The organism is Brevundimonas sp. (assembly GCF_036659295.1).
Taxonomy (GTDB): domain Bacteria; phylum Pseudomonadota; class Alphaproteobacteria; order Caulobacterales; family Caulobacteraceae; genus Brevundimonas.
In genome coordinates, this window is record NZ_JAVXCU010000042.1 from 1 (window position 1) to 21668 (window position 21668).

Genomic DNA, 21668 nt, shown 5'->3' on the forward strand with positions numbered 1-21668 from the left:
CGCCTGCTGGAAGGTGAAGCCTGGTTCCAAGTGGCAAAAGACATGGCGCGCCCGTTCGTGGTCGAGGCTGCGGGCGGGCGAACGACAGCACTGGGAACGGCTTTTGCAGTTGCGGTGGGTAATAAAAACGCAACCGTTTCTGTCACCGAGCATCTCGTCAACGTGGCTTCAGGCGGAGCGGTTAGGCGTGTCTCCAAAGGGCAGGGAATTCGATATGATCGCAAGGGCATTGGTGCGCCCGTAGCTTCTGATCATACCTCACTGGCATGGCGTGATGGGCGTCTGGCCTTTGTGAACCTTCCTTTGGGGGATGTGGTTGCTGAAGTGGACCGCTGGACTGGTGGGCACACAATAGTGCTGGACAAGAGCTTGGCCGCGCATCCTGTCACATTGACCATCGGTATCGAGGATGCAGGCGATGCTCTGCATCGTCTGGCTTCAACCCTGCCTGTCCGCATTACCCGATTGACGTCTGCATTGACGGTTCTACAAAGTAATTGAAAATAAATCGCATTAGCAACCTGACGAATGGTCAAGCCGCCCGTCTTGTCTTGTGAGGGTAGGCCTTACGCCTGCCAATCTGCACTTGGGGCGCGTAAGAAATGATTTTGAATAATGGTCGACGTTTGGGCTTGGCTCTGTTGCTGGGAACCACGGCTTTAAGCGCAGCGGTCGCTGCCGATCCGGTGCAGGCGCAGTCCGGTCCCTCGGTGAGTTTTGATATACCGGCGCAACCACTTGGCGCGGCATTAGCGGCCTATAGTCGAACCAGCGGCGTGGACATTGTCTATGGGGAGACGCTTCCGAATGTCCGCTCAACCGCAGTGTCTGGACAGATGACTCCTCTGGAAGGTCTATCTCGCCTATTGGCAGGTTCGGGCCTGACCTATCGCTCGACTGGAGCAGGCACGGTTCGACTGGAGGCGGCTCCGCAAGCGACAGGGGGCGTGATCCAACTGGGTACAGTGCGCGTCGAAGGCGCTAGCGGATCGCCAACGGGCGGCAACAAAAGTAACGGTTCGGTCGCAGGGTGGGATGGCACGGCTGAAACCACCTATGTCACTCCAGGCTCGGTCAGCGTTATTACCCGCGCTACGCTCGACGACTACCCGGGTACCTCGCCTGCAGACATGCTGAAAAGCGTAACAGGCGTTTTGTCTGGCGAGTCGCGTAATAGCGGTGGCTTGGATGTGAACATACGCGGCATGCAGGGGCAGGGCCGTGTGCCGGTTACTGTTGACGGTTCGCTGAACGGAACAACCGTCTATCGGGGCTATCAAGGAACCAGTAACCGCAGTTTTGTCGACCCTGACTTCATCAGCCACATCGCCATCGAAAAAGGCCCGTCTATGGGCAATGCAATCGCAGGCGGGATTGGTGGCTCGATCACCATGAGCACTCTAACGGCAAATGATATTGTGCCTGAGGGGCAATCCTCGGGGATGAAGTTCCGGATATCGATGTCGGGCAATACGTCCGAACCGCGAAGCACAGAAACCCGCAACCTTTTGTTTGAAAGCAGCGGCTCCCAGCGCCCTATGGCCGCATTGAGAGGCGTGGGGAGACCGGCTTTCCTTGAACCGACCGGTGGCTCGGGCAGTTTTGTCTTTGCCCAAAAAACGGACAGGTTTGATCTGGTGGCAGGGTACGCTTTCCGGCGCTCTGGCAATTATCACGCAGGTACGCGTGGCGATGGTGTACCGCAGCGTCTGGATGGTCCGTCTGCGTTCTGCGCTTCAGGGCAGGCGAGCGGCAGTCTGGCAAACATATGCGCCAATGCCCCGTTCTTTTTCGAGAGCATAGGGTCAACGCCATTTGTGGGTGGCGAGGAAGTCCTGAACACGTCCAGTGAGACGGAATCTGTGTTGCTGAAAGCCACGATCAGGCTAGCCGCCGATCACGCGCTGGAACTGGGATATGGCGGCTACTGGGGGACGTTTGGCGAAAACTATCCAACGGATGTCTTTGTCGGAAGCACAGTAAACCAGCGCGCTGACCTGTCCCAAACCAGTCTGGACCGTTTCACTGCCCGCTATCGCTGGAATCCGGTCAATGATCTGGTGGATCTGAAAGCGAACCTCTGGTTCACGCAGATGCGTGAAAATTCCGCAGCTCTGGTCAACACGTCGATCCTGGAGCGCTATGTGGACACTACAGGGGCCGATATTTCGAACAGTTCGGTCATGGCGACGCCTATGGGCCGTCTGTCGGCAGATTATGGGGTTTCCTACCTGCTGGAAGACACAGGTCCCGTCGGCAAATGGCTAGCTGTTGGACAGGGGACACCCGGACGCGAGGGAGAGCGCGAAGAGTTCAGCCTGTTCGGACAGATACAACTGGAGCCGACAAGCTGGCTGACCCTGAATGGTGGCCTGCGTTATCAGGACTACTCCCTCAAAGATTACCAGAGCCTGCCCAGCAAGTCGTCTGTGTTCAACCGTAGCGAGGATGCGTTCAGTTTCTCTCTGGGAGCCACGCTTATTCCGGCCGATGGTTGGCAGGTGTTCGCCAGCTACAAACAGGCCGCCCGTTTGCCGTCGTTGATGGAAGCGACCGCAGGCTTCTTCATGGTGGCCAATCCTGACCTGCATAAGGAAGAGGCCCGTAACTGGGAACTGGGCGTCAACTATGTTCGCTCAAGCCTGTTTTCGGATGATGACGAACTGGGTCTGAAACTGGTCTGGTTCGATAACAAAACCGATGATTATATCGCGCGTCGTTATATCCGCAGCATCTTCCAGATGCAGATGTACAATATCGATCGCGCCCAGTTCCGTGGTCTGGAAGCCAGCGCAAACTATCGTATTGGCGATTTCAAAATCGATGCCGGAGCAACCTGGTACGACAAGATCTTGTTCTGCCGTCCGGATGAAACCTGTGTCTCCAGTTCGCTGGCATCCGACTATGCCACCAACTATATTCCACCCGAGTTTGCGGCCAATCTGACGGTCAGCAAGGACTTCTTCGGTGATCGCCTGAACCTTGGTGCCCGTGCGGTTTATCGTGGCGAAAGGGCAGTAGATTTCGAGCCGACCGACAACGGTTATGCCCCTCTGTTGGCGGCGGTGCCATGGGATGCTCACGCAACCCTCGATCTGACGGGCAAGTACAGGATTTCTCAGGGGCTGACCGTTGACTGGAGTGTCGAAAACCTTACCGACCGCTACTATGTCGAGCCGCTGAATCTCGGCAAAATGCCCGCGCCCGGACGCACCTTCCGCATTGGTCTGACCGGCCAATTCGGTGGTGATGAAACGCTTTGGTCGCTTCCGTCGTGGTTCGCAGGTAACGGCAATACAGATAGCATCGACTGGTCCGGTGCCTATGTTGGAGCCAGCTTTGGCTACGTCTTTGGCAAAGAGACCGGCACTGTCACCGACAAGCTCGGTCTTTCTGTAGATGGTGGCCGGATTGACGAGTCATTCGAAAACGTAGCGCCGTCATTGCATGCCGGTTTCAACTGGCAGTTGGCCAATAATGTCGTTCTGGGGCTTGAAGCCGATGTAGCGACTGGCGCACTGGACAGTTCATCATCCGTAATGGTGAGCGAGCCAGACGCCGGAAATCTGGCCTTCTACAAGCATCTGGAATCGTCGGTCGATTATAGCTGGGACCGTTTTTCGACCTTGCGGGCTCGTATCGGTTACTCTCTGGGAAGTACGCTGGTTTATGGCACCGGCGGCGCGGCGTTCCTGAGAGAGACGCAAACACGCACCCAGTTCCGGTCAAACAATCCGGGACAAGCCTATGGTGACAGTGTCGATGTTTACTTCACAGAAGAAACCAAGATTAACCGAGAGGGTTGGACCTTAGGCGCAGGTTTCGAGCGCGCAATCGGTGAGCGTTTGTCACTGAGGGCAGAGTACCTTTACGCCGACTTCGGTAGGGCTAATGTCAGTTTTGACAAGGCTAGAGCTGGCGTCGGTCGCGAGTCCACATCCTACCAATTTTTGACCGATCCGGTGACCGGAGAGCTCGTTTTCGACGATAGTGGCTGGTTCGTTGGAGAATGGGTCACCACGCCGGGAAGCTCGGACATCGTGAATGGCCGCAAATCCCGCACAGATGCCGACCTGCACACGGTCCGCATTGGCCTCAGCTATCGCTTCTGATCCCCCAACAAGGAACCTATGATGACAGCCTTGAATGATTTGCCGCGATCCAAGCGGTTGAAGGCTTTGACGCACGAAATCCATGATCGACTGGACAAGTCGATCATGGAGGCATCCTCGTTTGATACGCTTGAGGGATATAGTCGCTTTGCCGGTGTCCAATGGACATTCCATCGCGATATCGATGCGCTCTATGATGATGCCAGCCTGCGTGATCTGTTGCCGGGCCTAGCAGAGCGCAGACGTGTAGCTCTCATCGCTTCGGATCTTTCCGATCTGGGTTTGACGCTTCCTCCTGTGGATCAGCCTGCGGTTTTTGCAACAGGCCAAGCGGTGGATGTTCCAACCGCTCTGGGGTGGCTGTACGTGGCCGAAGGCTCGAACTTGGGTGCCGCGTTGTTACGCAAAGAGGCCGCCAAGCTGGGCCTTTCCGACACGCACGGTGCAAAGCATCTGGCACCGGCTGGCGGCGGTCCGGCTGCGCACTGGCGCGCGTTCACCACGGCGCTGGATGCGGCCAGTTTGACCGAGGCTGAAGAGGACAGAGCGATTGCAGGGGCCAATGCGGCTTTTGCGCGTGTGCAAGCTCTGGCCAATGCCGCGCTTGGTTGAGCGCAACACAGTGTCGTTGGGGCGTCGATCACTGAGAGCCGGCTGGCTGGTTCTGGGATTGCTCTGCGTTGGTTTGGGCATCATCGGTGCGTTTGTGCCGCTGATGCCCACAACGATCTTTATGATCCTAGCGGCAGGATGTTTTGCACGTTCGTCGCCGCGACTGGAAAGCTGGTTGCTGGATCATCCGAGGTTTGGTCCAACACTCAGGGCATGGCGCGCTCATCGTGCGGTGCCTCGCCGCGCCAAGATAGCCGCCTGCCTTGGCATGGCAGCGGGCTATGCTGTTTTTGTTTTTCTGGCACGCCCGAGCTTTTGGCTGGGGTTTGTCACGGCTGTAATTTTTATGATGTGCGCTTTGTTTTTGGTCACGCGCCCCGAAACGGCTGATGCCGATGACGTATAGTACGCCACTGGCCAAGCGGCCTGCTACCCTTGATTTTAGGAACAGGGCAAGTTCGGGCGGGAAACGTAAATGGGGCACGGGTTTGATGCTCTCGCTGCTCGCGCATGGCGTCCCCGTGATTGTAGCAAGCGGCTTTTGGGTTGCGACGCAGCCTGCTGAAATGGTGCCGGAGGCCGCGTTCGAGGTGGAACTGGTCAGGATGCAGGCTCCGCCTTTTCCTAGTTCCGAGCAACCGCCGGGCCCTGTGCAAAGCGAAGCGGCAGTATCATCACCTGCTCCATCATCGGTGGTCCAGCCTCGCTTGCAGGTCGCACCACTTGCCAATGTTGAGCCGCTGATCGTTTCGCAAACCGTGGTGCGACAGGAAACGACGACCCGAACCCCGCCAGCACCTGAAACAACAGCGCCACCCAGCCGAGTTTCAACGCCTGCACCTGTAGCCACTTCTGCCCCCCATACATGGGAAAGCCGTGTTCTTGCCCATCTTGAGCAGCGTAAACGCTATCCTGCCGAAGCCCGCGCGCGGCGACGACAGGGCGTGGCCTTTGTCACCTTCACGATGGACCGGCAAGGCAGGGTGCTGGCCGCAGCGCTTGAGAGGACCTCGGGCCATGCTTCACTTGATCGCGAGGCGCTATCACTGGTCCGCCGCGCTCAACCTTTGCCCGCACCACCCGCTGATATGGCCGGTGACAATATTACCCTGACCGTTCCGGTCGAGTTTTTCACCCGATGATAGGGTCGCTTCTAAACTGCAGCAGCACCGCCAATCTGGTGGCGAGGCGACACGATAATACTGACTTTTAGTTTTGCTCAGCTAGCCTGCAAGCCTCGTATAATCCGGTTGGTCAGTTCGAACGTATTTATGAGGCATATCAGGAGCCCGTCAGATGAATATCGCGACCGCTTATATCCTCACCCTCGTCGTTTTTGCCGTGATCGATACGGCTTGGTTGGGCAGCATGGGAGACCGGCTTTATCGGCCCTTTATCGGTTCTATGCTGGCGGACAATTTTAGACTGGCACCCGCGATCGCCTTCTACGCCTTGTATGCTGCGGGCTTGACGATTTTCGCTGTTCTGCCGGGCCTTGCCGAGGGCGGGTGGAAGAAGGCGCTGTTGTGGGGCGGACTGTTTGGTCTGTTCGCCTATGGAACTTACGACCTTACGAATCTGGCGACGTTGAAAACGTGGAGCCTGAAACTTTCGCTGATTGATATGACCTGGGGCGTGATTGTTAGCGGCAGTTCGTCGGCGATTGCTTGCGCCTTGGCTACGCGGTTGCTGCGTATTCTCTAGTTTCGCGGAGGCATCGGAAAGAAGACGCTGGTGCGGGCGGCATAGGCGGCAAAGGCCTCTGGTCGTGAGCGACGCATATGGGCCTCTAGCAAAGGGACGCCCGAAACGCTTGTGAGTAGCCAGTAGATGTAGGCTGGCCCGCTCAAGGCCAGCCAGCCCCACGCCCAGTCACCGTTGAGGTTGATTGCAAAAATTGGCCAAGCGCACCAACCCAGCCATTCAAAGAAATAGTTGGGATGTCGGGACCAAGCCCAGAGGCCGGTGTCGCAGACCTTTCCACGATTGGCTGGCTCTGTTTTGAAGCGGCTGAGTTGACGGTCGGCTATTCCTTCGCCGAACAGAGCTGCCATAAACATCATGGTCGCGATGATATCTTGAAGGGTAAGGCCGGGTGCGGGATTACGGGCGGCGACGAGGATGCTGAGCGCCAAAAATGCGGCGGCACCGGCCTGAAGCATCAGGAAACCGAACATTCGGGACTGGAAATGCGGCCCCCAATCCTGTCTCAGGCGGGCATAGCGCGGATCTTCTTCCGCTGAACGCGCGCGTCTGGCGATATGCAGACCAAGGCGCAACCCCCACGCACCGATCAGGCAGGCGGCCAAAATCTGCCGGGCGGAAGGCGCGGTATCGTCTATCGGAAAGAGTGCGACGAAGACGCCTGCGGAGCCAAGGCCCAAAGACCAGAAGGCGTCTGCCCATCCGCCCTGACCCGTGCGGCGCTGGACGAGCCACGCGGTGGCCATCACAAGAGCCAAGAAGAGAGCGGCAGCCGCCCATAAACCCAGTAGAGAGCCGATCACAGGCGCACAAAGGGCTGCATCAGCCGCCCGAACCAGCCGTCGAGAAGGATTTGGCCATCCAGAGCGACGACACAGAGGCAGGGCTCGTCTGATACAACACGCGGCCGATGCAACACGTCCTCGTCGGCCTCTTCCAGATCACCGACATCGAAACGATGGGTCTCTGTCGCATAGGCGCCGGACAGGACACAGGTCAGTTCTACGCCGCCATGAGTATGGCGCGGCGTCTCGCGACCGGAATCGATCTTCAGCAGGATGACCCGACAGTCACCGTCGCGTGGGGCGTGGACATCTCGCACCCGCATACCCGGTCCAATCCAGCGCCATGGCCCCAGCGCGTAGCGCCGTAAAGGCTCGGGTAGTTCGGGCATATCGTTCAGCGGCGGCGTAATTCGTGCCTCACCCGTATCGTTGTCGATACGCGCGATTGCGCGGGCCAGAGCCCCATCCGACAGGGCCGTCGGGCGTGTTTTCTCCAGGAAGTCACCACCGACGGATTGCAGACGCCGCACCCAGGCATCATTGGCCGGACGCAATGCAAGATGAGTGGCAACTACCACGGCTTCCGGTGGGCTCAGCGTTCCCGCAGCATAGGCGAGCAGGCGCTCTTCCGAAGGGTTATGGGCAGCGGTGGTCATTTGGATGCCTCCTCGGATGGTTCGAGGATCGTGCGTAATTTAATCATGGCGTTACGAATGCGGGATTTTACCGTGCCCAATGGCAGATTGAGATGCTGGGCGATTTCAGAATGAGGATTCTCGAGGAAGAAGGCCAAGCGCAGGACTTCGACCTGATCGGGTTTCAACTGTGACAGGGCGTCCCGCACACGCCGCGCGTCGTCCACTATCGTCAGAATATCATCCGGACGCATGACTTCGTGTGCGGCCAACTCGATCTCGGGTGTGGGCAGGGCGCGGGCATCGCGGCGCAACATGTCGAGGCGACGGTTACGTGCGATGGTGAAAATCCATGTCGCGGCCCGTGCTTTGCGGGGATCGTACAGGTCTGCCTTGCGCCATACGGTCAGCATGGCGTCTTGAGCAAAATCTTCTGCGGCGACGGCGGTTGCGCCGGATTTCATCAGCCACGCTTTGAGGCGAGGGGCGAAGTGTTCGAACAATCGGGCGAAGGCGTCTCGATCACGACGCATGGCGACCGCCTCGATCAACCGGTCATATACGAAAGCGTCTTCGAGTTCGGCGCTCATCCGGTCGACAAACTTTTCAGAAGATAGAGAGGGCGAGGTCGCGACATGCATGGAGTGTAATACGCTTCACGCAAAAGTCTGGATCATTCCACATCCGTCCGGCCGCTTCGGTCGTATCAGCCAGGTTCGTATCTCGTTGCTCGCGAGCTTTGCCGGAGGTCACATGTCATTCCATATAGCCGCCAGTTCCGATGGGTCGCTGAAGATTGCCGTTGTAGGCTCGGGCATTGCTGCTTTGTCTTCGGCTTGGCTGCTGTCACAGAGGCATCGGGTAACGCTCTACGAGAAAGCTGAACGACTGGGCGGCCATTCCAATACGGTTACGGCTGCGACGCCTCAGGGTGAGGTGCCGGTGGACACAGGATTTATCTGTTTTAACGACGCCACCTATCCAAACCTGATCGCCTTGTTCGAGCGCCTTGGTATCGAGACACGCGCTACAGATATGTCTTTCGCCGTTTCGCTGGAGCAGGGGCGGTTCGAGTATGCCGCACCGGGCTTGTTTGCCCAGCGTCGCAATCTTGTAAGGCCGCGTTTCTGGTCCATGATGAGCGAGATTTTGCGTTTTTATCGGCAGGCACCGGATGATCTTGCCGCGTTGACGGACCCCGAACTGACGCTGGGCGAGTACCTAAAACAACAGGGGTTCAGCGAGGCGTTTCGGGATGATCACCTGTTGCCAATGGCCGCGGCAATCTGGTCTTCGCCTGCGCATACGCTGATGGACTATCCGGCCGAGGCCTTCATCCGTTTCTGCGGCAACCACGGCCTGTTGAAACTGGTCGGTCGGCCACTTTGGCGCACGGTCGAAGGGGGCAGTCGTGTTTATGTCGAGCGGCTGGCGCGGTCTATTCCAGACATCCGTCTCGACCGTGGCGTAACGGCTGTGCGCCGCACGACAGACGGTGTTGTGGTTCATGACAGTCAGGGCGGGACCGAGTGTTTTGACCATGTGGTTATCGGTGCCCATGCGGATCATGCACTGGCTATGCTGGCAGAGCCTACGCCCCGCGAAAAAGAGTTGCTGGGGGCATTCCGTTATAGTCGCAACCTGACAGTGCTGCACACGGACAAGAGCCTGATGCCGCGTCGTCGCCGCGCGTGGGCCAGTTGGAATTATATTGGGGCCGATGGCGGTCTTTGTGTCACCTACTGGATGAACCGGCTTCAGGGACTTCCGGGGCAGGATTTGTTCGTCACACTGAACCCGCCACGTCCGCCGCAACCGGACACGCTGTTGCGTAGCGAGCTGTACGAGCACCCGATCTTTAACGCGGCAGCGATTCAGGCTCAAAAGCAGTTGTGGAGTTTGCAGGGGCATGGCGGCGTCTGGTTCTGCGGTGCCCATTTTGGCGCGGGCTTCCATGAGGACGGCCTGCAATCAGGACTAGCCGTCGCCGAGCAATTGGGCGGTGTTCGGCGACCCTGGACGGTTCAGAACGAGAGCGGGCGTATCCACCTTCCATCTGCGCCGAGCGTGCTGGAGGCTGTGGCGTGACCCAAGCCTCGGCCCTTTATCGAGGGGCAGTCATGCACAGGCGGCTGCGGCCGCGAATTCATCAGTTGAACTATCGCGTATTCTGGCTGTTGCTGGATATGGCCGAGCTTGACGGGCTGGATCGTAACTTGTGCCTGTTCTCGCGAAACCGCTTCAACCTGCTGTCCTTTTTTGATCGTGATTACGGTGACGGATCGGGGGAGGGATTGCGGCTCCAGATCGAAACTTGGCTACAGCGGGCAGGGATCAATCTTAAGGGCGGCCCGATCCGTCTTCTGACCATGCCCCGCGTGCTGGGTTACGTCTTCAACCCGATCAATCTCTATTATTGCCATCATACTGACGGTCGACTTGTTGCGATGGTCTATGAAGTGACGAGCACCTTTGGTGTGCGCCATGCCTATGTCATTCCAGTTCCGATCGAGGATCAAACGGCGGGCTTAATCCGTCAGGGCGCGGCCAAGGCTCTTTATGTCTCGCCCTTTATGGGAATGGAGATGGATTACGAGTTTCGGGGACATGTGCCGGACGAGCATCTGGATATGACCATCAACGGCCTTGATGCCGAAGGCGTTCTGATCACCGCTTCTCTTTCAGCTGAGCGTAATGTCCTGACAGACTCCAGCCTGTTGTCGGCGGCTGTCGCACTGCCATTCCTGACCTTTAAAGTCGTAGCGGCCATACACTGGGAAGCGCTCAAGCTGTGGCTCAAACGTGTGCCGCTGACCCGTCAGCCACCTCCAGTTGCGGAACCGGTGACTTTGCAAACGCAAGCGCGGGAGAGCCGTCTTGGGAAGTGACACGGCACGCCCCGTTATTGTCTGGTTCCGGCGCGATCTCAGGCTTGCGGAAAATCCGGCACTGACAGCGGCGACCGCGACAGGTCGGCCGGTGCTGCCGGTCTATATTCTAGATGATGACGGCGACGGTCGTCCGCATGGGGCCGCCTCACTGTGGTGGCTGGACAAGTCCTTGCGCGCACTCGACGCAGACCTGCGCCAGCGTGGCGGGCGGCTTATATTACGGCGCGGGAACGCCGAGGCTGAACTGCTTCGTCTGATCGAACAGACGGGGGCCGATCATGTCTTCATGAACCGCCGTTTCGAGCCAGATGCCTTCGCAAATGACGCAGACATTGCTCACGCTCTTAAGGCCGAGGGTGTCGAGTGCCACGGGTTCAATGGTAGCCTGCTTGCCCGGCCGGGAAGTGTTCTGAGCGGCACCGGAAAGCCTTATCGGGTTTTTACGCCTTTCATGAAGGCGCTGCTTCAGGATTTGCCAGAACGGCCCGAGACGCCTGTACCCGCGACATTGATCTTACCCGCAGGACCAAGCAGCGAAGACATCGACACTTGGGCACTGCATCCCTCGGTGCCCGATTGGTCGCAAAGCTTTGACTGGACGCCGGGGGAGGTGGGAGCCACCGAGGCTCTGACAGCCTTTATCGAGAGCGCGCTGGCAGATTACGCAGCGGGGCGGGATATTCCTGAGCGCCTCAGTACGTCGCGCCTATCTCCACATCTGCACTTTGGCGAGATCAGTCCGCGCAGCGTAGTACGAGCCGTCTGCGCCGCTTCGATCCAAGGGCACGTCGCACCTGCGCAGGCTGACAAGTTCATCACGGAGATCGCTTGGCGCGAGTTTTCGACCCATCTGCTCCACCAGTTTCCCTTTATGGCCGAGCGCGCCTTCCGGCCCGAGTACGACAACATGCCTTGGCGATCCGATCCCGAGGGGTTGAAGGCATGGAAAACCGGAGCGACAGGCTATCCACTGGTCGATGCGGGGATGCGTCAGTTGTGGGCTACCGGCTGGATGCACAACCGTGTGCGCATGGTGGTCGCGTCTTTTCTGGTCAAGCATCTGTTGATTGACTGGCGCGAGGGTGAGGCCTGGTTCTGGGACACGCTGGTGGATGCAGACTTGGCCAGCAATGTTCAAAACTGGCAGTGGGTTGCCGGTTCCGGTGCCGACGCTGCTCCGTATTTCCGTATCTTCAATCCTGTAACTCAGGGCGAAAAATTCGATCCTGCGGGACGCTATGTGCGCCGCTGGGTTCCGGAATTACGAGCCCTACCGGATCGCTGGCTGCATGTGCCGTGGACCGCGCCAAGCGCCGTCCTTGCCGATGCCGGCATTAGACTGGGGCACACCTATCCCAGACCCATTGTGGATCACGCCGAGGCGCGAGCACGTGCACTTGAGGCACTGAAGTTGATCTCTGTGCGACCAATGGACGAAGAAGGAGTATGATTTGCTTATGGGCAAGGGGCTTGTGAGATCATGACCACGACCTTTTACGATGACCAGAAGGAAGGGCATTCATCGCCCGTACTCAACCTGTTGCTGCGTCTATTGTCTTCGAACTGGACGTGGGGGCATCTCACCGTTTGTCTGCCCGATGGCACGACACGCCAGTTAAATGGCCAAGTCAAAGGACACGCGGCGGTTCTGCTCATACGCGATCCACGCTTTGCGGCCCGCGTTCTCAAGAGCGGAGATATCGGGTTCGCAGAAGGCTATATGGAGGGTGAGTGGGACACGCCAGATTTGGCAGTTCTTCTGGAAACCCTGGTCAATAATTATGACCATATCCGTCGCCTGTTCGATGGCAACCCGTTCATGAAGACGGTCAATTGGCTTGGCCATAAGCTTAACCGCAACAGCCGTCGTGGATCGCGTCGAAATATCCATGCCCATTACGATCTGGGCAACGCCTTCTATTCTGCGTGGCTTGATCCTTCGATGACCTATTCCTCGGCGCGGTTCGAGACACCGAACCAGCCGTTGCAGGAGGCGCAGCGCAACAAATACGCCGCCTTGGCGCGGCTTATGAATTTGCAGTCCGGTCAAAGCCTCCTTGAAATCGGTTGCGGCTGGGGCGGCTTCGCCGAATTCGCTGCACGCGAGGTGGGGGCGGTTGTAACCGGGGTGACAATCTCGCAAGAGCAGTATGACTATGCGCGGCGTCGTATGTTCGAAGCCGGACTGGCCGAGCGGGCAGATATACGTTTGATCGACTACCGTGATGTTGAGGGAAGTTTCGACAGGGTTGCCTCGATCGAGATGTTCGAAGCCGTCGGCCGCGAATATTGGCCCACCTATTTCCAGAAGGTCCACGACGTCCTCAAGCCCGGCGGTCGTGCGGGATTGCAGATCATTACCATTCAGGATGCTTTGTTCGAAGAATACGACGCGCGAACCGACTTCATCCAGAAATATGTCTTCCCCGGTGGATCATTACCCTCCGAGGCGAAGATGGCACCGGTGATCGCGGGGGCGGGATTGAACCAGACGGCGGTCGAGCGCTTTGGGCAAGATTATGCAAATACTCTTGCTGAATGGGGCCGCCGTTTCGACACCTCATGGCCGGAAATCCGCAAAACCGGTGAGGCGTTCGATGATCATTTCCGCAATCTCTGGCGTTTCTACCTAGCCTATTGCGAAGCGGGTTTCCGATCAGGGCGGACCGATGTGATCCAAATCGATCTTAATCATATGGCTTGATCTCTGACCCTTCTGAAAGGTTGATGTGAGACCGCCATGCTGTTTTTTCGTCTGTGAGTAGGGCGCTATGCTGCTCACTTGCTCCCTCACAATCGTGCGTGAAAACTGAAATCAGATCCGATGTCCCTCTTGCTACGTAATATACAAAAGCAGGAGGGATCGAATGGTTGGCTCTGTATGCAAGTTGGTGGCTTTGGTGTTCTCGGCGGCCACGTTAAGTGCCTGCACGACCACTGCCGTAAAGTCGGGATCAGGCTTTCTATCCAGTTATGAGGGACTTCAGCCGCGCACCGATGTGGTAAGATCATCAGTGCTGCAAAGGCGAGATGATGCGCTGGTATCTTCGGTCACTCGCGTCTGGATAATGCCCGCCGAGATATTCGGCGTTGTAGATTTTCAACTGTCCGAAGAAGAACGGCGCATGGTGCTGTCCGAGGTGGATCGCCAGATTTGCTACGAACTGAGCGAGTATTTCGAGGTCACTGAGCACTCTGACCCGCAGGCTGGTGTGGTTCGAGTAGGTGTAACTCACATTGCTCCGACGCATCAGGCGGGGTCTGCGGTTGCTGCGGTCGCTAATTTCTTCATTCCCGGACCGATCAAAGTCCGGACGCCGGGTGGATTGGGCGGTCTAGGTGCAGAGGCTGAGTTATTGTCACCTGATGGGCGACAGGCAGCGGCAATCGTGTGGCGTCGAGACGCGATGGTGGTTGGAACGGACAAACCGTCTCTATCCCGCATTGGAGACGCCCACCGGCTTGCAGAGCCCCTCGGCGACATGGTTGCAGATGCCTTGGGGACGGAAGAGCGGGAAACGCGTTCGAGCACATTACCTGATCCATGCCAGCGTTTCGGGCCACGTATAAGGCCCGAAGGATTTATAGTCGGGATCGCCACAGGTCTTTATCAGCCCGAATTGAGTGGTGGCCGATCAACGGAGCCTGACGAGGACTGAGAGATGCGCAGATTCCGCTATCGATCTGTTGAAACGTGAGGGGACGGAACTTTGTGAAGCCGCTCTGACTATCTGGCAGGCGCTATCAGTCTAACGCTAAAGGTGCTCCACTTGATGGCTGCAAGCCATTGGTAGGGCGGTGTTTTATGAATCCGCTATCGTTTAAGCGGCACCGATTTCCAGCGGAGGTGAGCAGTCATGCCGTATGGCTGTACTTCCGCTTTCCGTGCGGCGCTCGATTTGCTGGGTTTTGGCATTTTCATCGCCTTGGCGGGCTTCGAGGTAATAACCGCATTGAGAATTTGCATCTGCCGATCCGACGACGTGAACGGCAGCAGCAAAGGTTCAAATCCCAAATCTAAGCCCAGAGCTTGCACACATAAACCGCACACGTCTTTGCCTTGCATGCACCATTTCCTAATGAGGATGTGCGGCGTACGGAGCAGTCGTTGTGAAAGTGCCGCGCCGCATTCACGGCGTGGTTATGGCAGCGTCTTTTTCCTTACATCGACGATAGTTAGCTGTCGGCCCCTCTCATTACGGAAGGGGAATGCATGCGTACTTTGGCAACCAAGGCGATGTTGTTGGCGGGGACTGCGGCCTTGTCGCTTTATGGCGGACAGGCATTTGCCGAAGCGGAACCGGCAAGCGGTCAGGACCGTGCGACATCTCTGGGCGAAATCGTGGTGACAGCGCAATTGCGCGCGCAAGACCCGATCGAGGTACCATTTGCCCTGACCGCCTATAATGGCGAGTTCCTCAAGGATCTGGGCATTCAGGAGTTCGAGCAGCTATCGGCTTTCGTGCCAGGTTTTCTGGTGCAGAACCAGTCGCCGAACAATCCGGGCTTTGTGATGCGCGGTATCACATCGGACTCAGGTGCAGCGACTGCCGAGCCACGCGTGTCGGTCTATCAGGACGGGGTGTCGATTTCTAAGTCACGCGGTTCCTATGTCGAACTGTTTGATCTGGAGCGTGTCGAGGTGGCCAAGGGGCCGCAATCGACCCTTTATGGCCGTGGTGCTCTGATCGGTGCCGTGAACCTTGTGCAGAACCGTGCCCGTCTGGGCCAGTTCGACGCCGAGGTGCGCGCCGAGGTGGGCAATTTCGAATATCGCTCGGTCGAAGGTTTTGTGAACCTGCCTGTGGGCGAGGATTTCGCGCTTCGTCTTGCTACCCGCATGAAGACACGTGACGGTTCGGTCGAGAACCTGAACGGTGGCGACGATTATAACGGCATCGAAACACAGGCATTGCGCGTCTCGGCTGGCTGGATGCCAAGCGATGCCCTGCGCGTCGATGTGATCGCCAACTATCAGGTGGACGATGCTTCGGGCACTTCGTTCAAGTCTATCCACTATGATCCTGCCAATCCGCAGACGGGCCAGGTTCTGGGTGGTCGTGCACCATGGGAGGGAGCTGCACTGACGCCGGGCGGTGCATTTGATGGCGGTAAATCGCTGGGTCTGGACCGCGAGGTTTGGGGTGTAACGGGTCTGGTGAAGTGGGACCTGTCGCCGAACATGACCCTGAACTCGACCACGGCCTATCGCCAGTTCGACAGTTATGAAACCTTTGACGCGGATGGCATTTCCTTGCCTCTGCTGACCGCTGCCGAAGAAGCCTATGGCGAGCAATGGAGCCAGGAGTTCCGGCTGAATTTCGAACTGAATGACCGCCTGTCCGGTTTTGCAGGTGCGGGTTATTTCAAGGAAGAAGGCTACCAGCGCACACCGACCCAGTTTGACGAGCGTATCGCTTTGGCCCAGCTTTCGGGTTTGTTGGACGGTAATCCGACGGGGGTAGGCACCAATACCCTCCCGATCTCGATGTATCCGACTGTTTCAGGTCTGTTTCTGCAAAGTGTGCTGACGCCGATGGGGGCGGGGGGCTTGGTGCCGTCGCTGGTCAATAATCTGAATCCAGCACATATCGAAACACCGGTTAATTCCAGCGAACTGACCTCGTTTGACCTGTTCGGTGACCTGACCTTCAAAGCGAGTGACCGCCTCGAATTCTCGGGCGGGCTGCGTTACACCCGTGATGACAAGACAACAGGTTATGCTTCATCGGTGGATCGCCGCTCGGTCGCCGGTGGTCTTTTGGCGATTATTCAAGGCGCGGTTCCTGCCAGTCAGGTGCCAACCCTGCTTGGCGCTCTTGCCAATCCGGCCATTGGCCAGCTTCCTGCGTCCATGGTTCCGTTGTTCGGTATTACGGCCCAACCAACGGCCAATAATGGCGACTTCATCTATGCAGATCATGAGGATGACGGTTTCACCTGGCGTCTGACCACCCGCTATGCGCTGTCGGATGATGCCAGCCTCTATGCAAACTATGCCCGTGGCCGCCGTCCTGAAGTGCTGAGTGTCAGCGGTCCATCGGCCCCTCTGGCGGCACCGGTCTTCAAGGTCGTGGAATCCGAAACCGTCGACAGCTTCGAGCTGGGCAGCAAGTTTGCACTGAACGACGGGCGTCTGCGCTTTGACGTGGCGGGCTTCTACTATGCTTACGACAACTTCCAGACCACGGTTCAGGAAGGCACCCGCTTCATCACCACGAATGCGGGCGAGGCGACATCCTACGGTCTGGAGACACAGGCCTTCTGGATGGCCAATGATGCTCTGGACGTGTTTGCGACCTATGGCTGGAACCATTCACGTTTCGAAACCGGTATTTATGACGGCAACCGTTTCCGCCTGTCACCGGATCATATGGCCTCGGTCGGGGCGACATGGCGCATTGTGGCTGCAAACGGCACGGTTGAGGTTCAACCCAGCTATACATGGCAGTCGAAGGTCTTCTTCGACGACAATAACGACATTCCGGCCCTGCAAACCCAGAACTTCGTGCCGGACCTGATTCAGGACGAATATCAGGATGCCTACGGGTTGCTGAATCTTCGTGTTCGCTACAAGCCCGCATCGGGGAATTGGGCCGTTGAGGCCTTTGGCGAGAACCTGCTGGACGAAGAATACATCAAGGATGCCGGTAACACCGGAGATGCCCTTGGTTTGCCGACCTTCATTGCCGGCCGACCGACGACCTATGGCCTTGCCTTCACTGTCCGTTACTAGGGCCTGATCCGATGAAGATGAACCGTCGCGGCCTTCTGGGTCTTTTCGGTGCCGGTGCGGCGGGGGGCTATGCCTCCGCCGCTATGGCCAGGCAATCACCTGCCGTGCGTTTTGCACACGGTGTGGCTTCGGGCGATCCGTTGAGTGATCGCGTGATCCTGTGGACGCGCATTACACCTCCTGAGGGTTTCGTTGGCCCTGTAATGGTGCAGTGGCGTGTACTGGAAACTGTGTCTGAAACAGTTGTGACCAGTGGCCATGTCCAGACGGGGCAGGATCGCGACTATACGGTCAAGATCGATGCCACCGGCCTGAAGGCCGGTGCGGAGTACCGCTACCAGTTCTTTGTGGGCGAGGTGGCTTCTCCTGAGGGACGCACCCGCACTCTGGCGGTCAACGGCGTGCGCCCGGTCAATCTGGCGGTGGTGTCATGCCAGTTGTATCCGGGCGGATTGTTCAATGCCTATGAGGCTATAGCTGCCCTGCCGGAACTGGATGCGGTCGTGCATTTGGGCGACTACATTTATGAATATGGTGCTTCGGCGAGCGATTACGGCATGGCCACAGGCCCTATGCTGAACCGCATCCACGAACCGGCCCATGAAATCATAAGCCTGTCCGATTATCGTATCCGCCATGCTCAGTATAAAACGGATGCCGACCTGCAGTCCGCACATGCGCGTGCGCCTTTTATCTGTGTGTGGGACGACCACGAGACGGCAAACGATGCCTGGATGCACGGTGCCGAAAATCATCAGCCCGAGACCGAGGGTGATTTTGCCACCCGCAAGGCCACCGCGCTTCAAGCCTATTACGAGTGGATGCCTATCCGCGAGGCTGCGGCGGGACAAATGCGTGAAGCGATCAACCGCAGCTTCCACTTCGGCGACCTTGCCTCGCTGATGATGGTGGAAACGCGCCTGACGGGTCGTACCAAGGCGCTGGAGTACACGTCCGATCTTACGGCCAAAGAAGGGCCGGACGGTGAACCTGTGCTGGACATCGAGGCCTTCGCAGCGCTTCGCGATGACCCGTCGCGCGCCATGATGTCCAGTGGCCAGCATAGTTGGCTGAAGAATGAACTGGCGGCTTCCAAAGGGACCGGTCGTAAATGGCAGGTGCTGGGCAATCAGGTCGTCATGGCGCGTGTTGCAGGTCCCGACGTATCGCGTATGATGAGCGCCGAACAGGTCGCAGGTCTGATGGCTCAAATCCCGGAGGCCTATCGAGACCAGTTCGAGCAGGCTCTGTTCCTTTTCAAAATGGGTTTGCCGTTCAATCTTGATGCGTGGGACGGCTATCCGGCAGACCGCGAGCGCCTCTATGCCGACTTTGCCGAAGCAGGGGTCAAGCCCATCGTTCTTTCAGGCGATAGCCATGCCTTCTGGGTCAATGATCTGAAGGATGCATCAGGCCATCGCCGTGCATTTGAATTGGGCACTGCCTCGGTTTCCAGTCCGTCAATTGCTGACGCCCTTGGCGGTTTTCCGCTGGGACAGGCTTTGATGCAGGCCAATGATGAAGTGGTATTTTGCGACCAGTCGGCAAAAGGGTTTGTTCTGCTCGATCTATATGAAGACCGTGCCGAGGCCCGGTTGATGGCGGTGTCCACCATCTTTGCCAAGCCGTTTGAAACCACAGTCCTGGCACGCTTTAACATCACTCCTGACGAGGAAATATCGAGACTTTAGAGGGGGAGCGAACGAACTGGAGAAGCGTGACTTCAAGGAATGTTGGGTTAGGCGAGGGGCTCTGCCGTCATTGCCCCCCCCCCCCTCGGTTTTGCTCATTGAGCGCGGCAGTCAGGCTTCGGGTTCGGAGCCATAGTCGGGCTCGGTTTTCCTGACGGCACCAACTGACTGTACCGCTCTTCTAGCTATGAGCACTGAGGCTAGGTTCGCCGCCGTTTGAAGTCTATGCGTACGCGGAAGTCGCGCGTACGCCATTCGGTATTGGCAGGAGGGCGAGGGAAGGGGCTGGCCTCTTTCAGTTGGTCGATAGCAGCATGGTCCAGCACTGGATTGCCACTTGCGGACACAATATGACTTGCGCGTAGGTTACCTCGCCGGTCGAGGGTAAAGCCCACAGTCACCGCCCCGACGTTACCGCCGGGGTGTTTTTTGTGTCTCTCCACCCAGGCTAGAACCGTGGCTTCATAGGCATCCACTTGGTTGGCAGCTGCAGCGGCTAGAGTGGTGGCCCGGGTGCTGACAGTCTAACGCTAAAGATGCTCCAATTCGAAGGCTTCAAGCCATTGGTGGAGAAGGCGTTTGTATGACGCAGTTATCGTTTAAGCGACACCGCTTTCCAGCCGAGGTAATCCGTCATGCAGTGTGGCTGTACTTTCGTTTCAGCCTCAGCTTCCGCGATGTCGAGGAGCTGATGGCGCAGCGTGGGATTGACGTCAGCTACGAGACAATACGGTGTTGGACGATCAAGTTCGGACCTCTGATTGCCCGTCGTTTGAAGAAGCGAAAATTACTACCTACAGGCCGCTGGCATTTGGACGAGATGGTTTGCAAGATCGGCGGGCGAAGCATGTATCTGTGGCGTGCGATCGATGAAGAAGGAGAGGTTTTAGACGTCATCGTCCAGCGTCGGCGGGACACAGAGGCGGCCTTAAAGCTGCTCAAACGACTTCTACGCAATCAGCCGGTTGAGCCCGAAAGCATCACGACTGACGGGCTGGCATCGTACGGTGCGGCACTCGATCAGTTGGAACTGCGGCATCTCCATTGTCCTGGACGACTACGAGACAATAACCGCGTTGAGAATTCTCATCTGCCGATCTGACGACGAGAACGGCAGCAGCAGAAGTTCAAATCTCAAGCCTCAGCTCAGAGATTTCTTACAACCCGCGCGGCGATCTGCAACACCTTCAATATCCAACAGCAGATCCACACTTCGGCGTTTCGTGCCGATGCAGATACCGCTTGGGGGGTACTACCGTCTGATAGCGTGGAGGGTAGGGGTCTTTCGACTTCGCTCAGTTAAGCTGACGGCACCCAAATTCAGAATGGGAAAAAGATCGGTATCGCGACCATGGCTGTAGCCCAGGTAATGAGGTTCAGAGGCACGCCGACGCGAACGAAATCCATGTAGGAATAGTTGGCCATGTTAAAGACCAGCACATTGGTCTGATAGCCAAACGGCGTGGCAAAGGCGGCAGAGGCAGCCATCATGACGGCGACCAGAAATGGTCTGGGATCCACGCCCAAGCTGTTGGCGACGGCCACGGCAATTGGTGTGACCAGAACGGCGACCGTGGCATTCGACAGCAGTTCGGTGGCGATCAGGGTGACACCGTAAAACACGATAAGTGCTCCTAGCGGCCCAAGTGGACGGATGATGTCGATGAGGTATCCGGCACCTTGTTGAGCAAGGCCGGTTACTTCAATGGCTGTGCCCACAACCACCATGCCTGCGATCAGAAGCAGGATTTCGGGCCGTAGACCTGCATAGGCCTCTTCGGGTGTGATCACGCGCAGAAGGATCAACGCCACCGCACCCGCAAAGGCCGCAGCCGCGATAGGTACCCAGCCCACAGCTGCCGCTACAATAACGGCAATAAAGACGCCCATGGAAATAAGGGCAGGGCGCAGACGGAAGGGCCGGTCTCCGGCTCCGAACAGTTCCAGATCCCCGAGACTGCCATCGCCAGATCCGTCGGTCTGGTTGCGGCTCTCTCCAAGACGGGGCAGGCGGAAGCCCATAAACCGAAACTCGCGGCGCGCCTGCTGTTTCAATCGCAGAGCTTCTTCTTCCTCAAGGCGCGCAGCTTCGGCTTCTTCTTTTTCACCCGAGCGGTGCAGTTGGCGTGCGCTGATGAAATACATCCACAGACCGCCGGTCAAAGCGATGCACAGGCCGACAGGCGTGATCTCGAACAGGGAGAATACAGGCTGTCCTGCATTTCGGGCCATGTCGTTGACTAACAAATTGGTAGACGTCCCGATCAGAGTCAGCAGCCCGCCCATCACCGTGACGTGGCTGAGTGGCATCAGAAAGCGCTTGGGCGACATCTTCAGCGACTTGGCCACGTCGCGTATAACGGGCGCAGCCAGGACAACGACCGGCGTATTATTCAAAAACCCGCCCACCGAGCCGCAAAGCCCGATGACAATCCAAATGCCCGCAGCCCCGATGCGTTTGGACAGATCGCTGGCTTTGCGGATCAGCAGCCCTAGAAAGCC

At 57.7% G+C, this 21668-nt stretch carries 17 protein-coding genes and 2 pseudogenes; 15 read left to right on the forward strand and 4 right to left on the reverse strand.

Annotated features, from left to right (window positions below):
* The 6 genes from RSB01_RS09020 to RSB01_RS09045 form a co-directional block, all read left to right on the forward strand.
* A partial coding sequence (locus RSB01_RS09020; protein WP_332625328.1) for a FecR domain-containing protein occupies positions 1 to 501 on the forward strand: 501 nt, incomplete at its 5' end.
* A gap of 107 nt (positions 502 to 608) precedes the next feature.
* Positions 609 to 4112, forward strand: coding sequence for a TonB-dependent receptor (locus RSB01_RS09025; protein WP_332625330.1), 3504 nt, complete (start codon positions 609 to 611; stop codon positions 4110 to 4112).
* Positions 4113 to 4130: 18 nt separating this feature from the next.
* Positions 4131 to 4724 carry a biliverdin-producing heme oxygenase gene (locus RSB01_RS09030; RefSeq protein ID WP_332625332.1) on the forward strand — a complete coding sequence of 198 codons (594 nt, stop codon included), beginning with the start codon at positions 4131 to 4133 and terminating at the stop codon, positions 4722 to 4724.
* Positions 4708 to 5130 carry a YbaN family protein gene (locus RSB01_RS09035; RefSeq protein ID WP_332619474.1) on the forward strand — a complete coding sequence of 141 codons (423 nt, stop codon included), beginning with the start codon at positions 4708 to 4710 and terminating at the stop codon, positions 5128 to 5130. The genes RSB01_RS09030 and RSB01_RS09035 overlap by 17 nt, the downstream gene beginning before the upstream one ends.
* A gap of 115 nt (positions 5131 to 5245) precedes the next feature.
* The gene (locus RSB01_RS09040; protein WP_332625333.1) at positions 5246 to 5866 is read left to right on the forward strand and encodes a TonB family protein; all 621 of its coding nucleotides are present in this window, start codon (positions 5246 to 5248) and stop codon (positions 5864 to 5866) included.
* A 154-nt stretch (positions 5867 to 6020) separates the two neighbouring features.
* Positions 6021 to 6428 (forward strand): DUF2177 family protein, encoded by a 408-nt coding sequence (locus tag RSB01_RS09045; RefSeq protein ID WP_332619476.1) that lies wholly within the window; start codon positions 6021 to 6023, stop codon positions 6426 to 6428.
* Here the strand turns inward: RSB01_RS09045 and RSB01_RS09050 are convergent.
* Genes RSB01_RS09050 through RSB01_RS09060 form a run of 3 tightly spaced genes read right to left on the reverse strand, consistent with a single transcriptional unit; the run spans position 6425 to position 8438 of the window.
* Complete coding sequence (locus RSB01_RS09050) at positions 6425 to 7174, reverse strand: DUF1295 domain-containing protein (protein ID WP_332625335.1); 750 nt, start codon at positions 7172 to 7174, stop codon at positions 6425 to 6427. The two genes, RSB01_RS09045 and RSB01_RS09050, sit on opposite strands and share 4 nt — an antisense overlap.
* Positions 7175 to 7227: 53 nt before the next feature.
* Positions 7228 to 7869, reverse strand: a complete 642-nt coding sequence (locus RSB01_RS09055) for a ChrR family anti-sigma-E factor (protein ID WP_332591900.1) — start codon at positions 7867 to 7869, stop codon at positions 7228 to 7230.
* Positions 7866 to 8438, reverse strand: coding sequence for a sigma-70 family RNA polymerase sigma factor (locus tag RSB01_RS09060; protein WP_332620671.1), 573 nt, complete (start codon positions 8436 to 8438; stop codon positions 7866 to 7868). Before RSB01_RS09060 ends, RSB01_RS09055 begins: the two co-directional genes overlap by 4 nt.
* A 163-nt stretch (positions 8439 to 8601) precedes the next feature.
* Here RSB01_RS09060 and RSB01_RS09065 point away from each other — a divergent pair, with 163 nt between their 5' ends.
* From RSB01_RS09065 to RSB01_RS09105, 9 genes and pseudogenes are all read left to right on the forward strand, one after another.
* Positions 8602 to 9936 (forward strand): FAD-dependent oxidoreductase, encoded by a 1335-nt coding sequence (locus tag RSB01_RS09065; RefSeq protein WP_332591902.1) that lies wholly within the window; start codon positions 8602 to 8604, stop codon positions 9934 to 9936.
* Positions 9933 to 10736 carry a DUF1365 family protein gene (locus tag RSB01_RS09070; protein ID WP_332591903.1) on the forward strand — a complete coding sequence of 268 codons (804 nt, stop codon included), beginning with the start codon at positions 9933 to 9935 and terminating at the stop codon, positions 10734 to 10736. Before RSB01_RS09065 ends, RSB01_RS09070 begins: the two co-directional genes overlap by 4 nt.
* A complete protein-coding gene (locus tag RSB01_RS09075) occupies positions 10726 to 12189 on the forward strand; it encodes a deoxyribodipyrimidine photo-lyase (protein WP_332625337.1) in 1464 nt (487 codons plus the stop codon). The genes RSB01_RS09070 and RSB01_RS09075 overlap by 11 nt, the downstream gene beginning before the upstream one ends.
* 30 nt (positions 12190 to 12219) lie before the next feature.
* A complete protein-coding gene (locus RSB01_RS09080) occupies positions 12220 to 13443 on the forward strand; it encodes a cyclopropane-fatty-acyl-phospholipid synthase family protein (RefSeq protein ID WP_332625339.1) in 1224 nt (407 codons plus the stop codon).
* A 163-nt stretch (positions 13444 to 13606) separates the two neighbouring features.
* On the forward strand, positions 13607 to 14398 hold the full coding sequence (locus tag RSB01_RS09085; protein WP_332625341.1) for a DUF3313 family protein: 792 nt from the start codon (positions 13607 to 13609) through the stop codon (positions 14396 to 14398).
* Positions 14399 to 14544: 146 nt separating this feature from the next.
* Positions 14545 to 14751: pseudogene (locus RSB01_RS09090) on the forward strand (hypothetical protein); the annotation flags it as partial.
* Positions 14752 to 14952: 201 nt separating this feature from the next.
* Positions 14953 to 17475, forward strand: coding sequence for a TonB-dependent receptor (locus RSB01_RS09095; RefSeq protein ID WP_332625342.1), 2523 nt, complete (start codon positions 14953 to 14955; stop codon positions 17473 to 17475).
* Between the two features lie 11 nt (positions 17476 to 17486).
* Positions 17487 to 19166 (forward strand): alkaline phosphatase D family protein, encoded by a 1680-nt coding sequence (locus RSB01_RS09100; protein WP_332625343.1) that lies wholly within the window; start codon positions 17487 to 17489, stop codon positions 19164 to 19166.
* A 583-nt stretch (positions 19167 to 19749) separates the two neighbouring features.
* A pseudogene (locus tag RSB01_RS09105) lies at positions 19750 to 20469 on the forward strand (IS6 family transposase).
* Between the two features lie 17 nt (positions 20470 to 20486).
* Here the strand turns inward: RSB01_RS09105 and RSB01_RS09110 are convergent.
* The coding region (locus tag RSB01_RS09110) for an SLC13 family permease (protein WP_332625345.1) at positions 20487 to 21668 on the reverse strand (1182 nt) is incomplete at its 5' end.

Bases quoted from the DNA above. Each gene is read 5' to 3' on its own strand.
- RSB01_RS09050 (WP_332625335.1), bottom strand. From the start codon at position 7,174: ATGGCCACCGCGTGGCTCGTCCAGCGCCGCACGGGTCAGGGCGGATGG.
- RSB01_RS09085 (WP_332625341.1), top strand. From the start codon at position 13,607: ATGGTTGGCTCTGTATGCAAGTTGGTGGCTTTGGTGTTCTCGGCGGCC.
- RSB01_RS09065 (WP_332591902.1), top strand. From the start codon at position 8,602: ATGTCATTCCATATAGCCGCCAGTTCCGATGGGTCGCTGAAGATTGCC.
- RSB01_RS09060 (WP_332620671.1), bottom strand. From the start codon at position 8,438: ATGAGCGCCGAACTCGAAGACGCTTTCGTATATGACCGGTTGATCGAG.
- RSB01_RS09095 (WP_332625342.1), top strand. From the start codon at position 14,953: ATGCGTACTTTGGCAACCAAGGCGATGTTGTTGGCGGGGACTGCGGCC.
- RSB01_RS09030 (WP_332625332.1), top strand. From the start codon at position 4,131: ATGATGACAGCCTTGAATGATTTGCCGCGATCCAAGCGGTTGAAGGCT.
- RSB01_RS09055 (WP_332591900.1), bottom strand. From the start codon at position 7,869: ATGACCACCGCTGCCCATAACCCTTCGGAAGAGCGCCTGCTCGCCTAT.
- RSB01_RS09100 (WP_332625343.1), top strand. From the start codon at position 17,487: ATGAAGATGAACCGTCGCGGCCTTCTGGGTCTTTTCGGTGCCGGTGCG.
- RSB01_RS09045 (WP_332619476.1), top strand. From the start codon at position 6,021: ATGAATATCGCGACCGCTTATATCCTCACCCTCGTCGTTTTTGCCGTG.
- RSB01_RS09080 (WP_332625339.1), top strand. From the start codon at position 12,220: ATGACCACGACCTTTTACGATGACCAGAAGGAAGGGCATTCATCGCCC.
- RSB01_RS09035 (WP_332619474.1), top strand. From the start codon at position 4,708: ATGCCGCGCTTGGTTGAGCGCAACACAGTGTCGTTGGGGCGTCGATCA.